Annotated in this window: 16 protein-coding genes; 11 read left to right on the top strand and 5 right to left on the bottom strand. The window is 60.1% G+C overall.

Annotation, left to right across the window (positions count from 1 at the left end; genetic code table 11):
* The first annotated feature begins 17 nt into the window (after positions 1-17).
* A complete protein-coding gene (locus tag L4923_RS20785) occupies positions 18-1196 on the top strand; it encodes a porin (protein ID WP_239368662.1) in 1179 nt (392 codons plus the stop codon).
* A gap of 209 nt (positions 1197-1405) precedes the next feature.
* On the top strand, positions 1406-2518 hold the full coding sequence (locus L4923_RS20780; protein WP_239368644.1) for a pyridoxal phosphate-dependent aminotransferase: 1113 nt from the start codon (positions 1406-1408) through the stop codon (positions 2516-2518).
* Positions 2519-2534: 16 nt separating this feature from the next.
* Here L4923_RS20780 and L4923_RS20775 read toward each other — a convergent pair whose 3' ends face one another.
* Complete coding sequence (locus tag L4923_RS20775; protein WP_239368642.1) at positions 2535-3098, bottom strand: histidine phosphatase family protein; 564 nt, start codon at positions 3096-3098, stop codon at positions 2535-2537.
* Between the two features lie 253 nt (positions 3099-3351).
* Here L4923_RS20775 and olsE point away from each other — a divergent pair, with 253 nt between their 5' ends.
* The 3 genes from olsE to L4923_RS20760 all read left to right on the top strand — a co-directional run bounded on the left by olsE (position 3352) and on the right by L4923_RS20760 (position 6226).
* A complete protein-coding gene (gene olsE, locus L4923_RS20770) occupies positions 3352-4311 on the top strand; it encodes an ornithine lipid hydroxylase OlsE (RefSeq protein ID WP_239368640.1) in 960 nt (319 codons plus the stop codon).
* A gap of 138 nt (positions 4312-4449) precedes the next feature.
* Complete coding sequence (locus L4923_RS20765; protein WP_239368638.1) at positions 4450-5082, top strand: TetR/AcrR family transcriptional regulator; 633 nt, start codon at positions 4450-4452, stop codon at positions 5080-5082.
* Positions 5063-6226, top strand: a complete 1164-nt coding sequence (locus L4923_RS20760) for an isovaleryl-CoA dehydrogenase (protein ID WP_239368636.1) — start codon at positions 5063-5065, stop codon at positions 6224-6226. Before L4923_RS20765 ends, L4923_RS20760 begins: the two co-directional genes overlap by 20 nt.
* Positions 6227-6265: 39 nt before the next feature.
* Here L4923_RS20760 and L4923_RS20755 read toward each other — a convergent pair whose 3' ends face one another.
* Both L4923_RS20755 and L4923_RS20750 read right to left on the bottom strand, forming a co-directional pair.
* Positions 6266-7414, bottom strand: a complete 1149-nt coding sequence (locus tag L4923_RS20755) for a PcfJ domain-containing protein (protein WP_239368634.1) — start codon at positions 7412-7414, stop codon at positions 6266-6268.
* Between the two features lie 255 nt (positions 7415-7669).
* Entirely contained in the window at positions 7670-8062 is a 393-nt protein-coding gene (locus tag L4923_RS20750; RefSeq protein ID WP_239368632.1) for a hypothetical protein, read from the bottom strand.
* Positions 8063-8302: 240 nt separating this feature from the next.
* Between L4923_RS20750 and L4923_RS20745 the strand changes: the two genes are divergently transcribed.
* From L4923_RS20745 to L4923_RS20720, 6 genes are all read left to right on the top strand, one after another.
* On the top strand, positions 8303-9910 hold the full coding sequence (locus L4923_RS20745) for a carboxyl transferase domain-containing protein (RefSeq protein ID WP_239368630.1): 1608 nt from the start codon (positions 8303-8305) through the stop codon (positions 9908-9910).
* Positions 9911-9973: 63 nt separating this feature from the next.
* Positions 9974-10336 carry a hypothetical protein gene (locus L4923_RS20740; protein ID WP_239368628.1) on the top strand — a complete coding sequence of 121 codons (363 nt, stop codon included), beginning with the start codon at positions 9974-9976 and terminating at the stop codon, positions 10334-10336.
* A gap of 45 nt (positions 10337-10381) precedes the next feature.
* On the top strand, positions 10382-10789 hold the full coding sequence (locus L4923_RS20735; protein ID WP_239368626.1) for a VOC family protein: 408 nt from the start codon (positions 10382-10384) through the stop codon (positions 10787-10789).
* Positions 10790-10824: 35 nt separating this feature from the next.
* Complete coding sequence (locus L4923_RS20730) at positions 10825-11652, top strand: alpha/beta fold hydrolase (protein ID WP_239368624.1); 828 nt, start codon at positions 10825-10827, stop codon at positions 11650-11652.
* 26 nt (positions 11653-11678) lie between these two features.
* The gene (locus tag L4923_RS20725; protein ID WP_239368622.1) at positions 11679-13631 is read left to right on the top strand and encodes an acetyl/propionyl/methylcrotonyl-CoA carboxylase subunit alpha; all 1953 of its coding nucleotides are present in this window, start codon (positions 11679-11681) and stop codon (positions 13629-13631) included.
* A 51-nt stretch (positions 13632-13682) separates the two neighbouring features.
* On the top strand, positions 13683-14261 hold the full coding sequence (locus tag L4923_RS20720; protein ID WP_239368620.1) for a GNAT family N-acetyltransferase: 579 nt from the start codon (positions 13683-13685) through the stop codon (positions 14259-14261).
* Between the two features lie 75 nt (positions 14262-14336).
* On the opposite strand, the gene L4923_RS20715 is transcribed toward L4923_RS20720, so the two are convergent.
* Together L4923_RS20715 and L4923_RS20710 are read right to left on the bottom strand one after the other, a co-directional pair.
* Positions 14337-15461 carry an ABC transporter substrate-binding protein gene (locus L4923_RS20715; protein WP_239368619.1) on the bottom strand — a complete coding sequence of 375 codons (1125 nt, stop codon included), beginning with the start codon at positions 15459-15461 and terminating at the stop codon, positions 14337-14339.
* A gap of 222 nt (positions 15462-15683) precedes the next feature.
* Positions 15684-16769 (bottom strand): ABC transporter substrate-binding protein, encoded by a 1086-nt coding sequence (locus L4923_RS20710; protein WP_239368660.1) that lies wholly within the window; start codon positions 16767-16769, stop codon positions 15684-15686.
* Between the last annotated feature and the right edge of the window lie 90 nt (positions 16770-16859).

Genomic DNA, 16859 nt, shown 5'->3' with positions numbered 1-16859 from the left:
TGACTGGAGGTCAGAAAATGAACATTAAGAGCCTTCTCCTCGGCTCGGCTGCGGCACTGCTCGCAGTTTCCGGTGCGCGCGCCGCCGACGCAGTCGTCGTCGCCGAGCCGGAACCCGCTGAATACGTCAAGATCTGCGACGTCTACGGCGCTGGCTACTTCTACATCCCGGGCACCGAGACCTGCCTGCGCATCGGCGGCTACATCCGTTACGATGCCGGCTTCGGTGACGTCGGTTCCTTCGACGGCGCTCGTGCAAACGACCGTCTCGATGGCGAAGAGCAGGACACCTGGCGCAAGCAGGCCCGCTTCGCTCTGAAGACCTGGACCGGTCAGGAGACCGAACTCGGCACCCTGAAGACCTACACCGAAACCCGCTTCAACTTCGGCAACAGCTCCGGTGATTATAGCGGACCTGACGGTGCTGGTTGGGACGCCCGCAACAGCGGCATCACCCTGAATTACGCCTGGATCCAGCTCGGTGGTCTGCGCGTTGGTAAGGACGAGTCGGTTTTCGACACCTTCACCGGTTACGCCGGCAACGTCATCGATGATACGATCGTTCCTTATGGCGAATTCGACACCAACCTGATCAGCTACACCTTCGACGCTGGCAACGGCTTCTCGGCGATCGTGTCGTTGGAGCAGGGCTCGGGCGAGTACAATACCTTCGTTCGTGACGCTGCTGACAACTGGGTTCCAGGCGTGGTTAACAACACCATCGACAGCGCGGTTCCGAATGTCGTGCTCGGCGCCAAGTACACCCAGGGCTGGGGCGGCATCACCGGCGTCGTCGCTTACAACAGCGCTTGGGAAGAGTGGGCAGGCAAGGTTCGCCTGGACGTGAACGCCACCGACCAGATCGCGCTCTTCATCATGGGTGGTTACGGTACGGACGACAACGCCGCCCGCACCTTCTACAAGCCTTGGGGCGGCAACTGGGCCGTCTGGGGTGGCGGCACCTACAAGTTCAACGAGAAGACCTCGTTGAATGCCCAGGTGTCGTATGACGAGCAGGAAAACCTCGGTGTTGCGGTCAACGTCGCTCACCAGCTGGTTCCGGGCTTCACTGTCACGGCCGAAGTTGATTACGTCAATGAAGGCAAGCGTGGCGAAGCCGACTACCTCGGCAGCTGGACCGGTGCCAGCGACGAAAGCAGCATTGGCGGCCTGATCCGCTTCCAGCGCGACTTCTAAGAGAAAGTCTTTTCCGACTTTCCAGAACCCGGCGGGCAACCGCCGGGTTTTCTTTTTGATCCGATGGCAAGCTAGAGAATCATTCGAGCAGAGAAGCGTGTTGCACGCGCAATGCTGGTCCGTTCGCCTTCGCCTGCAACGATCTCCGCGCTTGCACGCTCCCGCCCGTCGCTATAGCGAGAACGAGAAATCAAACGGGGCGCTCGTCCATGTCAAAATATCCGCCGCTTTCGCCGATCGTCGCAGCACTGCCGGCCACCGTACCCTTCGTCGGCCCGGAGGCGCAGGAACGCGATCGTGGCGGGCCATTCCGTGCTCGCCTGGGAGCCAATGAAAGCAGCTTCGGCCCCTCCCCGCGTGTCGTTGAGCGTATGCAGGCCATCGCCGGCGATATGTGGATGTATTGCGACCCCGATAACCACGACCTCAGGCTGGCAGTCGCCGCGCATCTCGGCATCTCGGCCGACAATGTTGTGGTCGGCGAAGGCATCGACGGGCTGCTCGGCTTGCTTGCCCGCATGTATGTCGGGCCGAACGATCCGGTGGTGACCTCGCTCGGCGCCTACCCAACTTTCAATTTCCATGTCGCCGGCACCGGCGGGCGGCTGGTGACGGTGCCTTATGAGAATGACCGCGAAAGCCTTGATGGGTTGCTCGCAGCGGTCAAACGCGAGAACGCGCCGCTGGTCTACCTCTCCAATCCCGACAATCCGATGGGAAGCTGGTGGGAAGCAGACGAGATCAATCGATTCGTCGAATCTCTGCCGGAGACCACTATGCTGGTGCTGGACGAAGCCTATGGCGAACTTGGACCGGCTTCCGCCTTGCCTGCAATCGACGTTGCTAGGCCGAATCTCATCCGCATGCGGACTTTCTCAAAGGCTTATGGCCTTGCAGGCATCCGGCTTGGCTATGCCTTCGGCGAGAAGCAGGTGATCAGCGACTTTGAAAAGATCCGCAATCACTATGGTGTGAGCCGCATGGCGCAGGAAGCGGGCGTCGTAGCGCTGTCAGACCAACCATGGTTGCAGGAGGTCGTATCGAAAGTCGAAGCTGGACGCCAGCGGATCGCGGCCATTGCGCATGACAATGGCCTCATCCCCCTGCCCTCGGCCACCAATTTCGTCACGGTCGACTGCCGCCGCGACGGTACCTTTGCTGGTAAAATCCTGCAATCACTGCTGTCACGCGATGTTTTCATCCGCAAACCGATGGCAGCAGGACTGGACCGCTGCATCCGCATCAGCGTCGGCCTCGATCACGAGCTTGATATCCTGGCAGAAGAACTGCCAGGTGCCATTGCCGCGGCAAAGGGTAACTGAAGCGACGTCCCGGCAATCATGCCGAATCCTTAGCCAAGCGAGATTTCGGCACCACAGCCCCGCTTGCCCGTAGTAGCCAACGGGTGCCGTCGCTGCGAAAATCGGCAAAGCTGAGAGGTTCGACGTCAATATAGCGGAACCCCATGAGCGGCGCCTTCAGAACATGGAGAATCGCCGCCCGGATCACAGCCGGGTGGGTAACGGCGATCCTATGACCGGGTTCGGCTATCAATCGATCGAACAAAGTCGCTACACGGAGGGCAACCCCCTGGAAACTCTCGCCATCCGGTGGTGCCAGCTCGGGATCAGTCAGCAAGGCATGCGATACTTCCGGCTGTCTATGCTGGACATCCTTGAAGGCCCTTCCTGCCCACGCGCCGAAATCCTGATCCCGCAACGCTTCCACCTCGGTCACCTGCAGGCCTAAAGCCTTCGCTGTCTGACGCGCACGCAACGCTGGACTTGTCCAGAAGTGGTCGGCGGCATCCAAACTGCCTGCCAACGCGGATGCATCAACAATCGCCTTGTCCTCGAGCGGCTCATCCGCGGGAAAAAAGCCACGTCGGCCGGCTGCAGTCATCCCGCAGCAGATCAGTGTGAAACGGACAAGCATGCGGAATCACGACCCTCTGTGCCGGGGAAAGCTACCCCAGAAGCCAATCAAACGCCGTGTGAGCGATAGATCGATAATGGAATATACCAGAGTCCAACTGTGGACGATGAACTAGCTAAACGCCCGCTGAAAATCAGCGTCGAATCGCAATAGACTGCTACGGCGACGCAATCTCCCAGGCATAGTGCGCCTGCAGCGACAGACAAACGGAAGAAACTGCATGTTGGCGTTTCACTTCAATCGTGAAGGCGTGCTCTACAGGTTTTTGTCCATCACCCTTTGGCCATTGATCTTTGCGGCCAGCATGGTTGGAAGTCATTTCGCCTTTGAAAGCGCTCACCCCATCCTCTGGTTCAATGTTGTCTACCTTGCATGCATTGCGGTCATCGCCCTGTTCGAACGCCTCATGCCCTATGAACGGACCTGGCTGGAGCCAGATGGCGAGACATTCAACAATGTTGCCCATACGCTCGTCACCAAGGGGCTGACGCAGATCGCGGCGGCGGTGACCACTTCGTTTCCGATGCTGTTTGCAACGGTCGCGCAACCTGCCCTTCAACATTCTTATTCGCTCTGGCCAAGCGGATCGCCGATGTTCGTGCAGGCGATCCTCGGGCTGATCATCGCGGAGTTCGGGCTCTACTTTGCGCATCGGCTCAGCCACGAACGCCTGCTTTTGTGGCGGTTCCATGCTTTGCATCACAGCGTCGAGCGGCTCTGGGTGCTCAACACCGGACGCTTCCACTTCGTCGATTCGCTGATCAAGATGCTGCTGGGCCAATTGCCGCTTTACCTGCTGGGCGCACCATTGCCAGTATTCCTGTGGCTCGGCGCAGCATCGGTATTCATCGGCCTGTTGACCCATTGCAACATCGACATGCGCACTGGAGTGCTCGACCGGATCTTCACCACACCCTGCATTCATCGCTGGCATCATTCGCGCGACCTGCGCGAAGGCAACACCAACTATTGCGAAAACATCGTCATCTGGGACCAGGTGTTCGGCACCTATCACAACCCCGCCCGTCCGTCCTCGACCGACATCGGCATCAGCGGCGCGATCGACAAAAGTTTCTTCGGCCAGATCGTACAACCTTTCTCGAAGGCCGGTGTACGACGTATCCTGGGCAAGCCTCCCCGTAAGGCAAGCCAGGACAACCCTGAGCGCCAGGAAGCATAGCTCGTTGCCTCAAGACCGAGGCAAGGTGGAAGCCAGCTCCAGCATACCGGCTGGTCACAGCCTTCGGCCAGGCCGGTCACAAACACTGCTCTTGAATTAATTGAACGTTCGTTTTATTCTCTGTGCCGGGAGAATACCATGGCTAGAACCACAGGGTCAGACGGCGAGAGGACCGAGGCAGCGATCCGTGAAGCGGCGCTGGTGTTGATCGCGCGCCATGGCTACGAAGCAGTCTCCATGCGCCAACTGGCAGCCGAAGTGGGCGTGCAGGCTGCGGCGCTCTATCGCTACTTCCCGACCAAAGAGGACCTGCTCTACACGCTGATGCGGGACCACATGACGGGCCTTTTAGCGGCTTGGCAAGCGGCACGTCCCGAGACAGCGAATCCGGTGGCGCGTCTCGCGGCTTATGTCGAGAACCACATCGCCTTCCATATCGAGCGCCGGTCGTCGACGCATGTCTCCAACATGGAACTACGCAGCCTCGCGCCAGAGCGACTGACCCATATCCTGAAGCTACGCACGACTTACGAGAAGGAACTGCGTTCCATCCTGCGCGACGGCGCCGAAGCAGGCATCTTTTCCGTAGACGACATTGGCCTCACCGCCATGGCGCTGATCCAGATGATGACCGGTGTCATCGTCTGGTATCGGCCCGGCGAACGGCTTTCGATCGATGGCGTTAAAAGAACCTATCTCGCAATGACCATGCGCCTTGTCGGCGCACCACAGCCAGCCGGGGAGCAAAGCAATGTACACGCACACGCTTAATTTCGGGCTCAGCGAGGACGTCGAGGCGCTGCGGGATCTCACGCAGCGTTTTGCCCAGGATAAAATCGCACCCTTGGCCGCCGATATCGACACGAGCAACGAGTTCCCACCGCATCTGTGGCCGGAACTCGGCGCGCTCGGCCTGCTCGGCATGACCGCCGATCCGGACTATGGCGGCTCAGGCATGGGCTATCTGGCGCACGTGGTGGCGATGGAGGAAATCAGCCGGGCCTCGGCATCGGTTGGCCTTTCCTACGGCGCGCACTCCAACCTCTGCGTCAACCAGATCAACCGCTGGGCGACTCCCGCACAGAAAGAAAAATACCTGCCCCTGCTTTGTTCGGGCGAACATGTCGGCGCGCTCGCCATGTCGGAACCTGGTTCCGGTTCGGATGTGGTGTCACTGCGCTTGCGTGCCGAAAAGAAGAACGATCGCTATGTGCTGAACGGCACCAAGATGTGGATCACCAATGGTCCCGATGCCGAAACCATGGTGGTCTACGCCAAGACAGATCCCGAGCGGCATTCGCGCGGCATCACAGCCTTCATCATCGAGCGCGGCTTCAAGGGTTTCTCGGTGGCGCAGAAGCTCGACAAGCTCGGCATGCGTGGCTCCAACACTGGCGAACTGGTCTTCGAAGATGTCGAAGTGCCGTGCGAAAATGTGCTCCATGAAGAGGGGCGCGGGGTCGAGGTTCTGATGTCGGGCCTCGACTATGAACGTACGGTGCTCGCCGGCGGTCCGCTCGGCATCATGGCCGCCTGTATGGACGTGGTCATGCCCTATGTGCACGAACGCAAGCAGTTTGGTCAGCCGATCGGCTCCTTCCAGCTCGTCCAGGGCAAGCTTGCCGACATGTATACGACGATGAATGCCTGCCGCGCCTATGTCTATGCTGTGGCTGCAGCCTGCGACCGCAAGGAGACAACCCGCAAGGACGCCGCCGGCTGCATCCTTTTCGCGGCAGAAAAGGCGACCCTGATGGCGCTTGACGCCATCCAGTTGCTGGGCGGCAACGGCTATATCAACGACTATTCGACCGGCAGGTTGCTGCGCGACGCCAAGCTCTACGAGATCGGCGCCGGCACCAGCGAAATCCGTCGCTGGCTGATCGGCCGCGAAATGATGGCCGAAGCGGTATAAGGAGGACCCGCGCGACATTTCCATCGCGCGGGCTGTCTTTCAATGCTCAGGCAACACGACACCCATCGCTTTCGCCCACCGGCCAAGCACCTGAAGTTCTTCAGCACTGGCCAGCCGGTTGCCGAAGCCGCGTATTTGCACGGCCCGGTGCTGGCGGTCGAGTTCGATCGTCAGCAGGCGCTTCACGCTGCCCGCCGCGCTTCGACGCAACGACCAGATCGACGCCTGACCGGAAACGCACTTTTGTGCGTAGCTGGACACGCAGTGGTGCATGGCGCGAGACTCAGCCACGAGCTCGTCCGCAGTAACCAGTTGCGTCACCGCAAACTGCTCCTTGCGCAGCCGCGCCTCCCCTGCCGTGGGCTTCCAGCTCCAATCGTCGAGCGGCGAGCCAGACCAACGGCCGTCATCCTCACCCTCCCTTGTTCGGAAGGCGCGGCGGCGGGCCGCCTCGATCCGGGCAATGGCATCGAGATCACGATGCCATTCGAGCATCTGGCGATGCAGCGAAGCGAGGGTGCGGCCTGCAACACTGTAATCGGGCTCCCGCTCGTGCCGTGCGGCAAGGTAGTCGCAGAGATCGTCAATCTCGGCGACGGTTGCCGGGCTGGCGCAGAAGAAACGCGTGACCTCCCGCCAGAAAGCGAAGCCGGCTCGCGGCGTGCGTGCGATCTTGGAACGGGCGATGCGCAGAGCCACGCCGATATCCTCGGTGTAGGAGCGAGCAACGGCCAGCCAGATCGCTTCGTCGAAGCCGAGTTCGCCGGACGAATTGAGAAACCAGTGGACTTCCTTGCGGGAAAGCCACTCCTTCGCCTCCTCCTTCCACAGCGAGCGCCCGCGCGCCGCCACCACGTACCAGCGCCGACGCAGCGTGATCTCGGCGGCGTCGAGGCCGGAACCATCGAGCCAGATTTCCTCAAGCGCGTAAGGAACGGAGTAAAGCGCGAAAAGGTGACGTGCCGCTGCCAACCGCAAGCGTGCCGGATCGCGCGTCTTCAGCTTCGGGCGCCATGCTTCAGGATCGCGGGCCAAAATCCCCGCGAAACCATGGGCAGACTCTCTCAGCGCCCGTGCGAAATCGGGTGCAGGCCTCGGTGCACGCTGCGCTCGCCGCAGCGTTGCCTCATAGCGGTCTATCCGCTCGCGCTCGGCCTCGCACCGGCGCTTGATCATGGACTTGGCCATGGTCGTTCATCCTCAAGAAAACTCTGTCAGCCAGACGCAGATCGAGCGCCGGCACGGAATGTGTCGAACTCGCTCTTACAGTCATGGACAGGTCTCCTTTCGGTTGAACGGGGCGGCTCTCTAGGCTCGCCGCGAATTTCAGGCAAGCTAAAAATAGATTTTGTTTCCAACGAGATAACGTTTTGTTGCATTCAAGCAACTGACACTTCGGACAAGCCGATGGCGTCGGCGGGAAGCACGCGGCTCCCCGCCGTCTCAGTGAAAACCGCGCGGCATTTCCTGCGTCGGCTTCACCACCACCTGATGCGCATCGCGCCAGAGAACTTCGCGATGGCGACCAGCCTGGATCGAACGCACCGGCAAGCCGCCCTCTTCGATCAACCAGGCGCAATAGCGCGCCCGGGCAATCATCTCGCGTGCGTCATGGCTGAACCAGCAAACGCCCCAGATCGAGTTGCGCCTCTTGAAATGCCGGGCGACCCGGCCAGGCACCGGCAGATGCTCGTTGAACCAGTCGAACTCGCTGTCGAGCTCCCGCAAAATCCAGTCCGGCGCACCGCTCCGATACAGATACCAGGACGCCCGAAAGAAGCCGGTCTCCACCCGGCTCTGCGGATGGATGAGCGGCGTAACGAACCGCACATACATGACGACACAGGCAGCGCCGCGCGCCGCTCCTCAAATTTTCTGATGTTTCAAGCTGAAAAATCGCCGCCCTCAGGCGGCTTGGTCGCTCGCCCGAGGCTGACGTTCGCAGCAAAGCAGAATTCTGCCTTTCATCGTCGCCTCCATCTCAGTGTCATGTACGGCGCCAAGGGGCTAGCCGCATGCGGGGCGTGGCTGATACATCGAAACGAACACCACCGCAAGAGCGCGTGAGGAGGAAACATGCCGGTCATTCAGTCTTCCATCTCCCCCTCCTCCGAAAGCTTCCGCACCAATGCGGAGCGCATGCAGGCGCTGGTTGCCGACATTTCGGACAAAGCTGCCTTGGTGCAGCGCGGCGGCTCGGAAGAGGCGCGAGCGCGCCACACCGCGCGGGGGAAACTGTTGCCGCGCGACCGGCTTGCTCAACTGCTGGATACGGGCTCGCCCTTCCTGGAGATCGGTCAGTTCGCGGCTTGGGATATGTATGATGACGCGATTTCCGCCGCGGGCATGATTGCCGGCATCGGCCGCGTCGAGGGTCGCGAAGTGATGGTGGTGGTTAATGACGCCACCGTCAAAGGCGGCACCTACTATCCGCTGACGGTGAAGAAACATCTGCGCGCCCAGGAAATCGCGCTGCAGAACAGGCTGCCCTGTGTCTATCTGGTCGATTCCGGTGGCGCCAATCTGCCCAACCAGGACGAAGTCTTTCCCGACCGCGAACATTTCGGCCGCATCTTCTATAACCAGGCCAATATGAGTGCCGTCGGCATTCCCCAGATCGCCTGCGTCATGGGCTCGTGCACGGCGGGCGGCGCTTATGTGCCGGCGATGGCGGATGAATCCATCATGGTGCGCAAGCAGGCCACCATTTTCCTCGGTGGCCCGCCGCTGGTGAAGGCGGCGACCGGCGAAGACGTCAGCGCCGAAGACCTTGGTGGAGCAGACCTGCACACGCGCGAAAGCGGCGTGGCCGATTACTACGCCATGGACGACGAGCATGCGTTGGCGATCTGCCGTCGCATCGTGCGCAACCTAAACCGCAAAAAAGCGATCGGTCTCGACCTGCGCGCACCAGCCGCACCGCTCTATGACGCACGCGAAATCCACGGTATCGTGCCCGCGGACCTGCGCCAGCCCTATGACGTGCGCGAAGTGATCGCACGCATTGTCGATGGCTCGGAACTGGACGAATTCAAGCAGAACTACGGCACCACGCTGGTGACCGGCTTTGCCCACATCCACGGCATGCCTGTCGGCATCATCGCCAACAATGGCGTTCTGTTCTCCGAGAGTGCCGTGAAGGGTGCTCATTTCATAGAATTGTGCTGCCAGCGCAAGATTCCGCTGGTGTTCCTGCAGAACATCACCGGCTTCATGGTCGGCAAGAAGTATGAGGCAGGCGGCATCGCCAAGGACGGCGCCAAACTGGTGACAGCTGTGGCAACGGCACAGGTGCCGAAGGTAACGATGATCATTGGCGGCTCGTTCGGTGCCGGCAATTACGGCATGTGTGGCCGCGCCTATTCACCTCGCTTTCTGTGGATGTGGCCGAACGCCCGCATTTCGGTGATGGGCGGTGAGCAGGCTGCGATGGTGCTGGCGCTGGTGCGCCGAGAGAACATCGAACGCAAAGGCGGTACCTGGTCGGCTGCCGAAGAGGCCGAATTCAAGCGCCCAACACTGGAGAAATATGAGCGCGAAGGCCACCCGCTCTATTCTTCAGCCAGGCTGTGGGATGACGGCATCATCGACCCGGCAAGTTCGCGCGAGGTGCTGGCGCTTTCTCTGTCGGCAGCGCTCAACGCACCGATCGAAGATACGAAGTTCGGCGTTTTCAGGATGTAAGCCCATCTGATCATCACGTACGCCACCAGCATACACTCTCATCAAACTTCACAGGGCGGGACCATGAGATTTTTCCAGATCGCACAACTTCTACTGACAGCAGCAGCTTCAATTGCAGCCACGGAGAACATCGCCACTGCCGAGTCGCTGGCAGGAAAGGTTGGAGACAAGCGCTTTCCCGTCGGTGTCATGGGGACATTGGGCAGTTGCCAGAAAACTTACAATAAATATGTCGCTGCAGCAGGTCATTCTGCTTACGCCCAAACGCTGCTCGGCCGAACCGACGAGTTCTTTATTTGCGGATCCTATCTGAACGCGAAATCGCAACAGGCTGCAGAAGCGATGGCGCTGAAGAACTGCGAGGGAGCCCGCAAATACTACAAGGTCAAGGTTATGGGGACCTGCTCCATCGCAGCATCGAAATAGCAGGGCTGCAATGCCTCGGGAAGAAACTTCGAACAGGAGGAAATCATGCAGTTCCATCGCGGCCGGCTGATCGACCACATCCACCTTCGAGCTGCCGACCTGGAGACGACAAAGCGTTTCTACCGCGCCGTGCTCGGCGCCATCGGCCGTGCCGATTCCATTCATGAAGGCGACACCTTCTTTTCCGCTGACGAATTATGGATCGACGCTGCCAGCGGAGAAACGTCGCGGGTACATCTTGCCTTCCAGGTGCCGGATCGTGAGACCGTCGCCAAGTTCTATGAGGCTGGGCTGGCAGCCGGGGGCAAGGACAATGGCGGCCCAGGCGAGCGCAACTATCATCCCGGCTACTATGCCGCCTTCCTGTTTGATCCGGACGGCAACAACATCGAGGCCGTCTTCCACGGCCCCTTCGAACGCTCCGCGCCATCGGTGGTGATCACGCCGAAGTAGAAGAGGCCGAGAGGCAGTGAGAGAGAACCTTCAGAATGGATATGACCGAGACAGGTTTCGTCGAGACGGAGTTCGCACGGATAGCCTTCGTACAATCGCGCTCGGAGGGGCCGGCCATTCTGTTCATTCACGGTAATTCCAGTTGCAAGGAAGTTTTCTCCAAGCAGTTCACGGCGCCTGAATTTGCCGGCCACCGCCTCGTCGGTTTCGATCTGCCTGGCCATGGCGCTTCCGGAGATGCCCGCGAGCCAGACCGCACCTATACGTTCGGAGGTTATGCCGAAGTGGCCGAGGAAGTTGTTCGCCAGCTCGGCGTGGACCGTCCCGCCATCTTCGGTTGGTCGCTGGGCGGCCACATCGCATTGGAGATGCTCGGTCGCGGTTTTGCCGCCAAAGGGCTGATGATCAGCGGCACCCCGCCGGTGAAGGCGGATTTAGAGAGCTTGATGGCTGGCTTCAACATCGACCCGAATGCCGAGAACCTGACGGGCAAGCGCGACTTCACGGATGCAGATGCGCTGGCCTACGCCACCCATACCTCGGCAGCCAACGGATACGTCGATCCGCACCTGCTTGCCATGTGCAGGCGTACGGATGGCCGTGCCCGCGAGATCATGTTCGGCTCGATCATGGCAGGGAAAGCGATAGACGAGCGCGAGATCGTCAGAACCAACAAGACGCCGCTTGCCATCGTCAACGGCCGCGACGATCTCTTCCTCCGGCCTGACTATTTCGACAGTCTTTCTTATGCAGCGCTGTGGCCGCGCGGCATCGTGCGGATGACAGGCGCCGGGCACGCGCCATTCCTGCAAAGGCCGCAAGAATTCAATTCGTTGCTGGTGGAGTTCGTAGAGGGCGTTTGAACCGTCCTTTACCGTTGGAGGCGCCGATGTTTTCGAAAATCCTGATTGCCAATCGTGGCGAGATCGCCTGCCGCGTCATCCGCACTGCGCGCCGGCTGGGGGTGGCCACCGTGGCTGTCTACTCGGATGCTGATGCAGCCTCGCTGCACGTCGCCATGGCTGACGAGGCGGTCCATATCGGAGCTTCTCCGGTTGGGGAAAGCTATCTCAAAGCCGACCGCATTATCGCAGCGGCGAAACAGACAGGGGCCGAGGCCATCCATCCCGGCTATGGTTTCCTTTCGGAAAATCCGGATTTCGTCGACCAGGTGACGGCCGAGGGTCTGATCTTCATCGGCCCGTCTGCCGCTTCCATCCGAGCCATGGGTCTCAAGGACGCGGCGAAGCGGCTGATGGAAAAGGCTGGTGTGCCCGTGGTGCCCGGCTATCACGGCGAAGCACAGGATATCGTATTGCTCGCCACCAAGGCGCGCGAGATCGGTTATCCTGTGCTGATCAAGGCGCGTGCTGGCGGCGGAGGCAAAGGCATGCGTCGCGTCGATAACCCCGATGATTTCTCGGAAGCTCTTTCCGGTGCCCGCCGCGAAGCAAAGGCAGCCTTCGGCGACGACCGCGTGCTGGTGGAAAAATATGTCGACAAGCCCCGCCACATCGAGGTGCAGGTGTTTGGCGACAATCTCGGCAATGCCGTACATCTCTACGAGCGTGACTGCTCTGCGCAGAGGCGCCATCAGAAAGTGATCGAGGAGGCCCCCGCGCCCGGCATGACACCTGCCCTCCGCAAGGCGATGACCGAAGCAGCGGTGAAGGCAGCCAAGGCAATCCACTATTCCGGCGCCGGCACCATCGAATTCATCGTCGACGCGTCGCAAGGGCTCAAGGCAGACCGCTTCTGGTTCATGGAAATGAATACGCGCCTGCAGGTGGAACATCCGGTGACGGAGATGGTCACAGGTGTCGATCTGGTCGAATGGCAGTTACGCGTGGCTTGCGGAGAAAAGCTGCCGAAAACTCAGGACGAGATCAAGCTTTCCGGCCATGCCTTCGAGGCAAGGCTCTATGCGGAGGACGCCACGAAAGGCTTCCTGCCTGCGATCGGCACGCTGCACCATCTGCGCTTTCCCGAAAGGGCGCCTGCGGGCGCCACCATGCGTATCGAAACAGGGGTACGCCAAGGCGACGCCATCTCTCCCTACTACGATCCGATGATTGCCAAGCTCGTCGTGCATGGAAATGATCGCGGGACCGCTCTTTCCGCGTTGGAGACGGCGCTGGCGGAAACGGAAATCGCCGGTTCCGTTACAAACACCGCCTTTCTGGCGGCACTCGCCGGCGATCCGGATTTTGCCACTGGCGACGTCGACACCGGCCTGATCGGCCGAAAGCAGGATGCGCTCACCACCGTCCCAGCGCCAGGCGAGGAGATTATTGCAACGGCGGCACTCGCAGCTGCCGATGTGGCGGAATATCGGGACCCGTCCGATCCGTGGTCGTCGCTGGTCGGCTATGCCCATTTCCATGTCGGATCCCGAAGCATTGCGCTCAAATCGGGCGAAGCCACCATCTCGGCCCGAGTCACCGCACGTATCGACGGGGGCTTCGACGTCGCGACCGATCATGGCGTCCATTCGCTTCGGGCCGGTGGCGGCAAGCGGCTTGCCCGCTGGCCGGAACATGTCACGGTCTTCTCGGGCGCAACGGGCTACAATTTTGGCGTTCCGGACCCGCTGGCCAAGGCAGACGACGCCGGTGCAGGTGCCGGCAACCTGCGCGCGCCGATGCCAGGTCTGGTGAAGGTGGTGCGTTCAGCACCGGGTGAAGTCGTGATCAAAGGACAACCGCTTCTGATCCTTGAGGCGATGAAGATGGAACATACGATCGCAGCTCCGCATGATGGCACCATCGCCGAGATCGCTGTGGAAGGCGCGCAGGTGACCGACGGCACTGTCCTCGTCCGTTTCGTGGAAGCGGACAGTTGATCAGGATTGGACAGCCGGCGGCGAGCTTATCGCAGCGAGAGTGGCAACGTGTTGGACATCAAAATCGAAACCTCGCGCCTTACGCTCAGACCTTGGGGCGAGGAAGACATCGAGCAACTTACTCTGGGCTTGAACAACCTCGGGCTCGCAAAGTGGCTGGCGTTCGTCCCTCACCCCTATACGACGTCACACGCAGAAAATTGGATCGAGAGATGTCGAGAGATTTCGAACTCCAGCGATCGGCCGACTGCGTATGAGTTTGCGATTGAACTTAAACCGAGCCGACTGGTGATCGGAGGTGTCAGTCTCAACAAGATCGACTGGCGAGCCGGGACGGCTGGTGGAGGGATCTGGATCGCCGAAAACCATCAAGGACACGGCTATGGCAGTGAAGCATTCGAGGCGAAAATCCGCTTCGCTTTTCGCGATTTAGGCCTGACAAAATTGGTGAACGGTTATTTCGACGGCAACGAAAATTCCTGGGCGATGCAGCGCAAATTGGGATATCGGCGCGTTGCCGAGGTCACCAGCCGCTGCATGGCTGACGGCAGGCAGACAATCGAGCATGTAACGACCTTGCTGCGCAGCGATTGGGAACGCCACATGACTAAGCGCCCGTTGACGGATTAAGGCGAGAGCTCTTGGAAACGGAATGGCCGGGTGCGAACCCGGCCATTCTCATGTTGGCTTCCAGCCTTGTGATGATCAGTCCAGCTTGATCGGCGCGTATTTGCCGTCGTGCCATTGGTTGATGTCGAACTTCGGATCCTTGATATCGCCCTTCTCGTCCAAGGTGATTTCGCCGACCACGGTGCTGATCGGCTTGCCGTCCTTCAGCGCAGCCGCCACCTTGGCCGGATCTTCGGAACCAGCGCGCTCGATACCCTGCGCGATCGCCTGGATAACTCCATAGGAGAACAGGGTGAAGCCTTCCGGCGAGAAGCCGCCGGCCTTGATCTTCTCCACAGCCTCCTTGGCCTCAGGCTTGGCTTGCGGGTCGGACGGGAACACGAACATCGTGCCCTCCCCAGCCGGGCCGGCGATCTGCCAGAACTCCGGATTGGAAAGGCTGTCAGGCATGATCAACTGGAAATCGAAGTTCTGCTCCTTGGCCTGACGTTTGATCAAACCGCCTTCCGGATGATAGCCGCCGAAATAGACGACATCGGCTTTCAATTCCTTCAGCTTGGTGACGAGTGCTGAATAGTCCTTTTCACCGGCGTTGATACCTTCGTAGGCGACTTCCTTCAGGCCACCTTCATTCATGGTCTTCTTCACCGCATCCGCTGCGCCTTGGCCGTAAGCGCTCTTGTCGTGCAGCAGCACGACATTCTTGCCGGCGTATTTCTTGGCGATCCACGGGCCGACGAAGTTGCCGCCGGCATCGTCACGGATGTAGAGGCGCATGATCGTCGGCCAGCCCTTCTTGAAGGCAGCTTCCGTCAGTTCCGGATTGGACGAAGCCGGCGTGATCATGACGATGCCGTTCTCGGCATAGATCGCGGATGCCGGAATGGTCGAGCCGGAGCAGGCGTGGCCATCGACGAACTTGATGCCGGCGGCCGCGATGCGGTTGGCGACCGAAACGGCCTGCTTGGGATCGCAGACGTCATCCTCGACCACGATCTTGATCTTCTTGCCGCCGATGCCGCCCTTTTCGTTGATCGCTGCGGCAGCGGCATTGGCACCCTGCTTGAACTGATCGCCGATCGGAGCAAGCTGGCCCGTCATCGGACCAACCACCGCGATGGAGATGTCTTCAGCATAAGCTGCCGAGGCGCTAAGCGCCGTGGCGAACAGGGCTGCGCCCAGGAATTTTGTCGATTTCAACTCAAGCCTCCCATTGCTTTGCGCAAGCCCTCCCGGCTGCGCTTGCGTGCAATGGGCGCAAAATTTTGCGGTTCGTCAAGTCCATCCGGACGGCAATGCATGCGTCCGGTTAATGCAAAGATCAATTCTTCTGATGGACCGCGCCAGTCCTGTTAAGAACTCCTTGAAGAAGGAAATGGCCGGGACAAGCCCGGCCAACTAAAGCTGTGGAGGCGCTCTCGATCAGTCGAGCTTGATCGGCGCGTATTTCCCCTCATGCCATTGGTTGATGTCGTACTTGGCGTTCTTAAGATCGCCCTTCTCGTCGAAGATCACATCGCCGACAACGGTGCTGATCGGCTTGCCGTCCTTCAACGCGGCGGCAACCTTGGCCGGGTCATCGCTGCCCGCTCGCTTGATGCCTTCGGCGAAGGCCTGGATCGTGGCGTAGGAGAACAGCGTAAAGCCCTCCGGCACGAAACCCTTAGCCTTGATCTTCTCTATAGCCTCCTTGGCCTCAGGCCGCGCCTGCGGATCCGACGGGAAAACGAACATCGTACCCTCGCCAGCCGGGCCGGCGACCTGCCAAAACTCGGGGCTGGCGATCGAATCCGGCATAATGAGTTGGAACTTGAAACCCTGTTCCGAGGCCTGGCGCAGGATCAGACCGGCTTCCGGATGGTAGCCGCCGAAATAAACGACATCGGCTTTCAGTTCTTTCAGCTTGGTGACAAGCGCCGAGTAGTCTTTCTCACCTGCGTTGATACCCTCGTAGAGGATTTCCTTCAGACCACCATCATTCATGGTCGTCCTAACCGCGTCGGCAACGCCCTGACCGTAAGCGCTCTTGTCATGCAGAACGACAACGTTCTTGCCGGCATATTTCTTGGCGATCCAAGGGCCGACGAAAGCGCCCTGTGCATCGTCACGGGTGTAGAGACGCATGATCGTCGACCAGCCCTTCTTGGCCGCGTCATCCGTCATGAGCGGATTTGAGGAGGCAGGGCTCATCATCAGCGCACCGGCTTCGGCATAGACAGCAGAAGCCGGAATACTCGAGCCGGAGCAGGCGTGACCGTCAATGAATTTGACGCCATTGCCGACGATACGATTGGCCACCGAAACCGCCTGCTTGGGATCACATTGGTCGTCTTCGATATCCAGCTTGATCTGGCGCCCCTCCACGCCACCCGCGGCGTTGATCGCCTCGACAGCAGCTTGTGCGCCCTGTTTGAATTGGTCGCCGATCGTGGCCAGTTGGCCCGTCATCGGTCCAACCACCGCGATGGAAATGTCTTCGGCGTAAGCCGCCGAGGCGCTAAGCGCCATAGCGAGCAGGGCTGCCAAGCCCAGCGATTTTGTTGTTTTCAATTTGGCTCTCCCATTTTGCTGCGCACGTGTGATGGCGCATAGGGAAAT

Origin of the sequence: Terribium retamae, from assembly GCF_022347545.1 — a bacterium.
GTDB classification, from domain to species: Bacteria; Pseudomonadota; Alphaproteobacteria; order Rhizobiales; family Rhizobiaceae; genus Mesorhizobium; species Mesorhizobium retamae.
Note: the sequence above shows the minus strand (reverse complement) of the source record. Positions and strands in the feature narration are given on the sequence as shown.

Excerpts from the sequence above, each read along its gene's own strand:
- L4923_RS20785 (WP_239368662.1), top strand. The coding sequence starts at position 18 with ATGAACATTAAGAGCCTTCTCCTCGGCTCGGCTGCGGCACTGCTCGCA.
- L4923_RS20780 (WP_239368644.1), top strand. The coding sequence starts at position 1,406 with ATGTCAAAATATCCGCCGCTTTCGCCGATCGTCGCAGCACTGCCGGCC.
- L4923_RS20775 (WP_239368642.1), bottom strand. The coding sequence starts at position 3,098 with ATGACTGCAGCCGGCCGACGTGGCTTTTTTCCCGCGGATGAGCCGCTC.
- olsE (WP_239368640.1), top strand. The coding sequence starts at position 3,352 with ATGTTGGCGTTTCACTTCAATCGTGAAGGCGTGCTCTACAGGTTTTTG.
- L4923_RS20765 (WP_239368638.1), top strand. The coding sequence starts at position 4,450 with ATGGCTAGAACCACAGGGTCAGACGGCGAGAGGACCGAGGCAGCGATC.
- L4923_RS20760 (WP_239368636.1), top strand. The coding sequence starts at position 5,063 with ATGTACACGCACACGCTTAATTTCGGGCTCAGCGAGGACGTCGAGGCG.
- L4923_RS20755 (WP_239368634.1), bottom strand. The coding sequence starts at position 7,414 with ATGGCCAAGTCCATGATCAAGCGCCGGTGCGAGGCCGAGCGCGAGCGG.
- L4923_RS20750 (WP_239368632.1), bottom strand. The coding sequence starts at position 8,062 with ATGTATGTGCGGTTCGTTACGCCGCTCATCCATCCGCAGAGCCGGGTG.
- L4923_RS20745 (WP_239368630.1), top strand. The coding sequence starts at position 8,303 with ATGCCGGTCATTCAGTCTTCCATCTCCCCCTCCTCCGAAAGCTTCCGC.
- L4923_RS20740 (WP_239368628.1), top strand. The coding sequence starts at position 9,974 with ATGAGATTTTTCCAGATCGCACAACTTCTACTGACAGCAGCAGCTTCA.
- L4923_RS20735 (WP_239368626.1), top strand. The coding sequence starts at position 10,382 with ATGCAGTTCCATCGCGGCCGGCTGATCGACCACATCCACCTTCGAGCT.
- L4923_RS20730 (WP_239368624.1), top strand. The coding sequence starts at position 10,825 with ATGGATATGACCGAGACAGGTTTCGTCGAGACGGAGTTCGCACGGATA.
- L4923_RS20725 (WP_239368622.1), top strand. The coding sequence starts at position 11,679 with ATGTTTTCGAAAATCCTGATTGCCAATCGTGGCGAGATCGCCTGCCGC.
- L4923_RS20710 (WP_239368660.1), bottom strand. The coding sequence starts at position 16,769 with ATGGCGCTTAGCGCCTCGGCGGCTTACGCCGAAGACATTTCCATCGCG.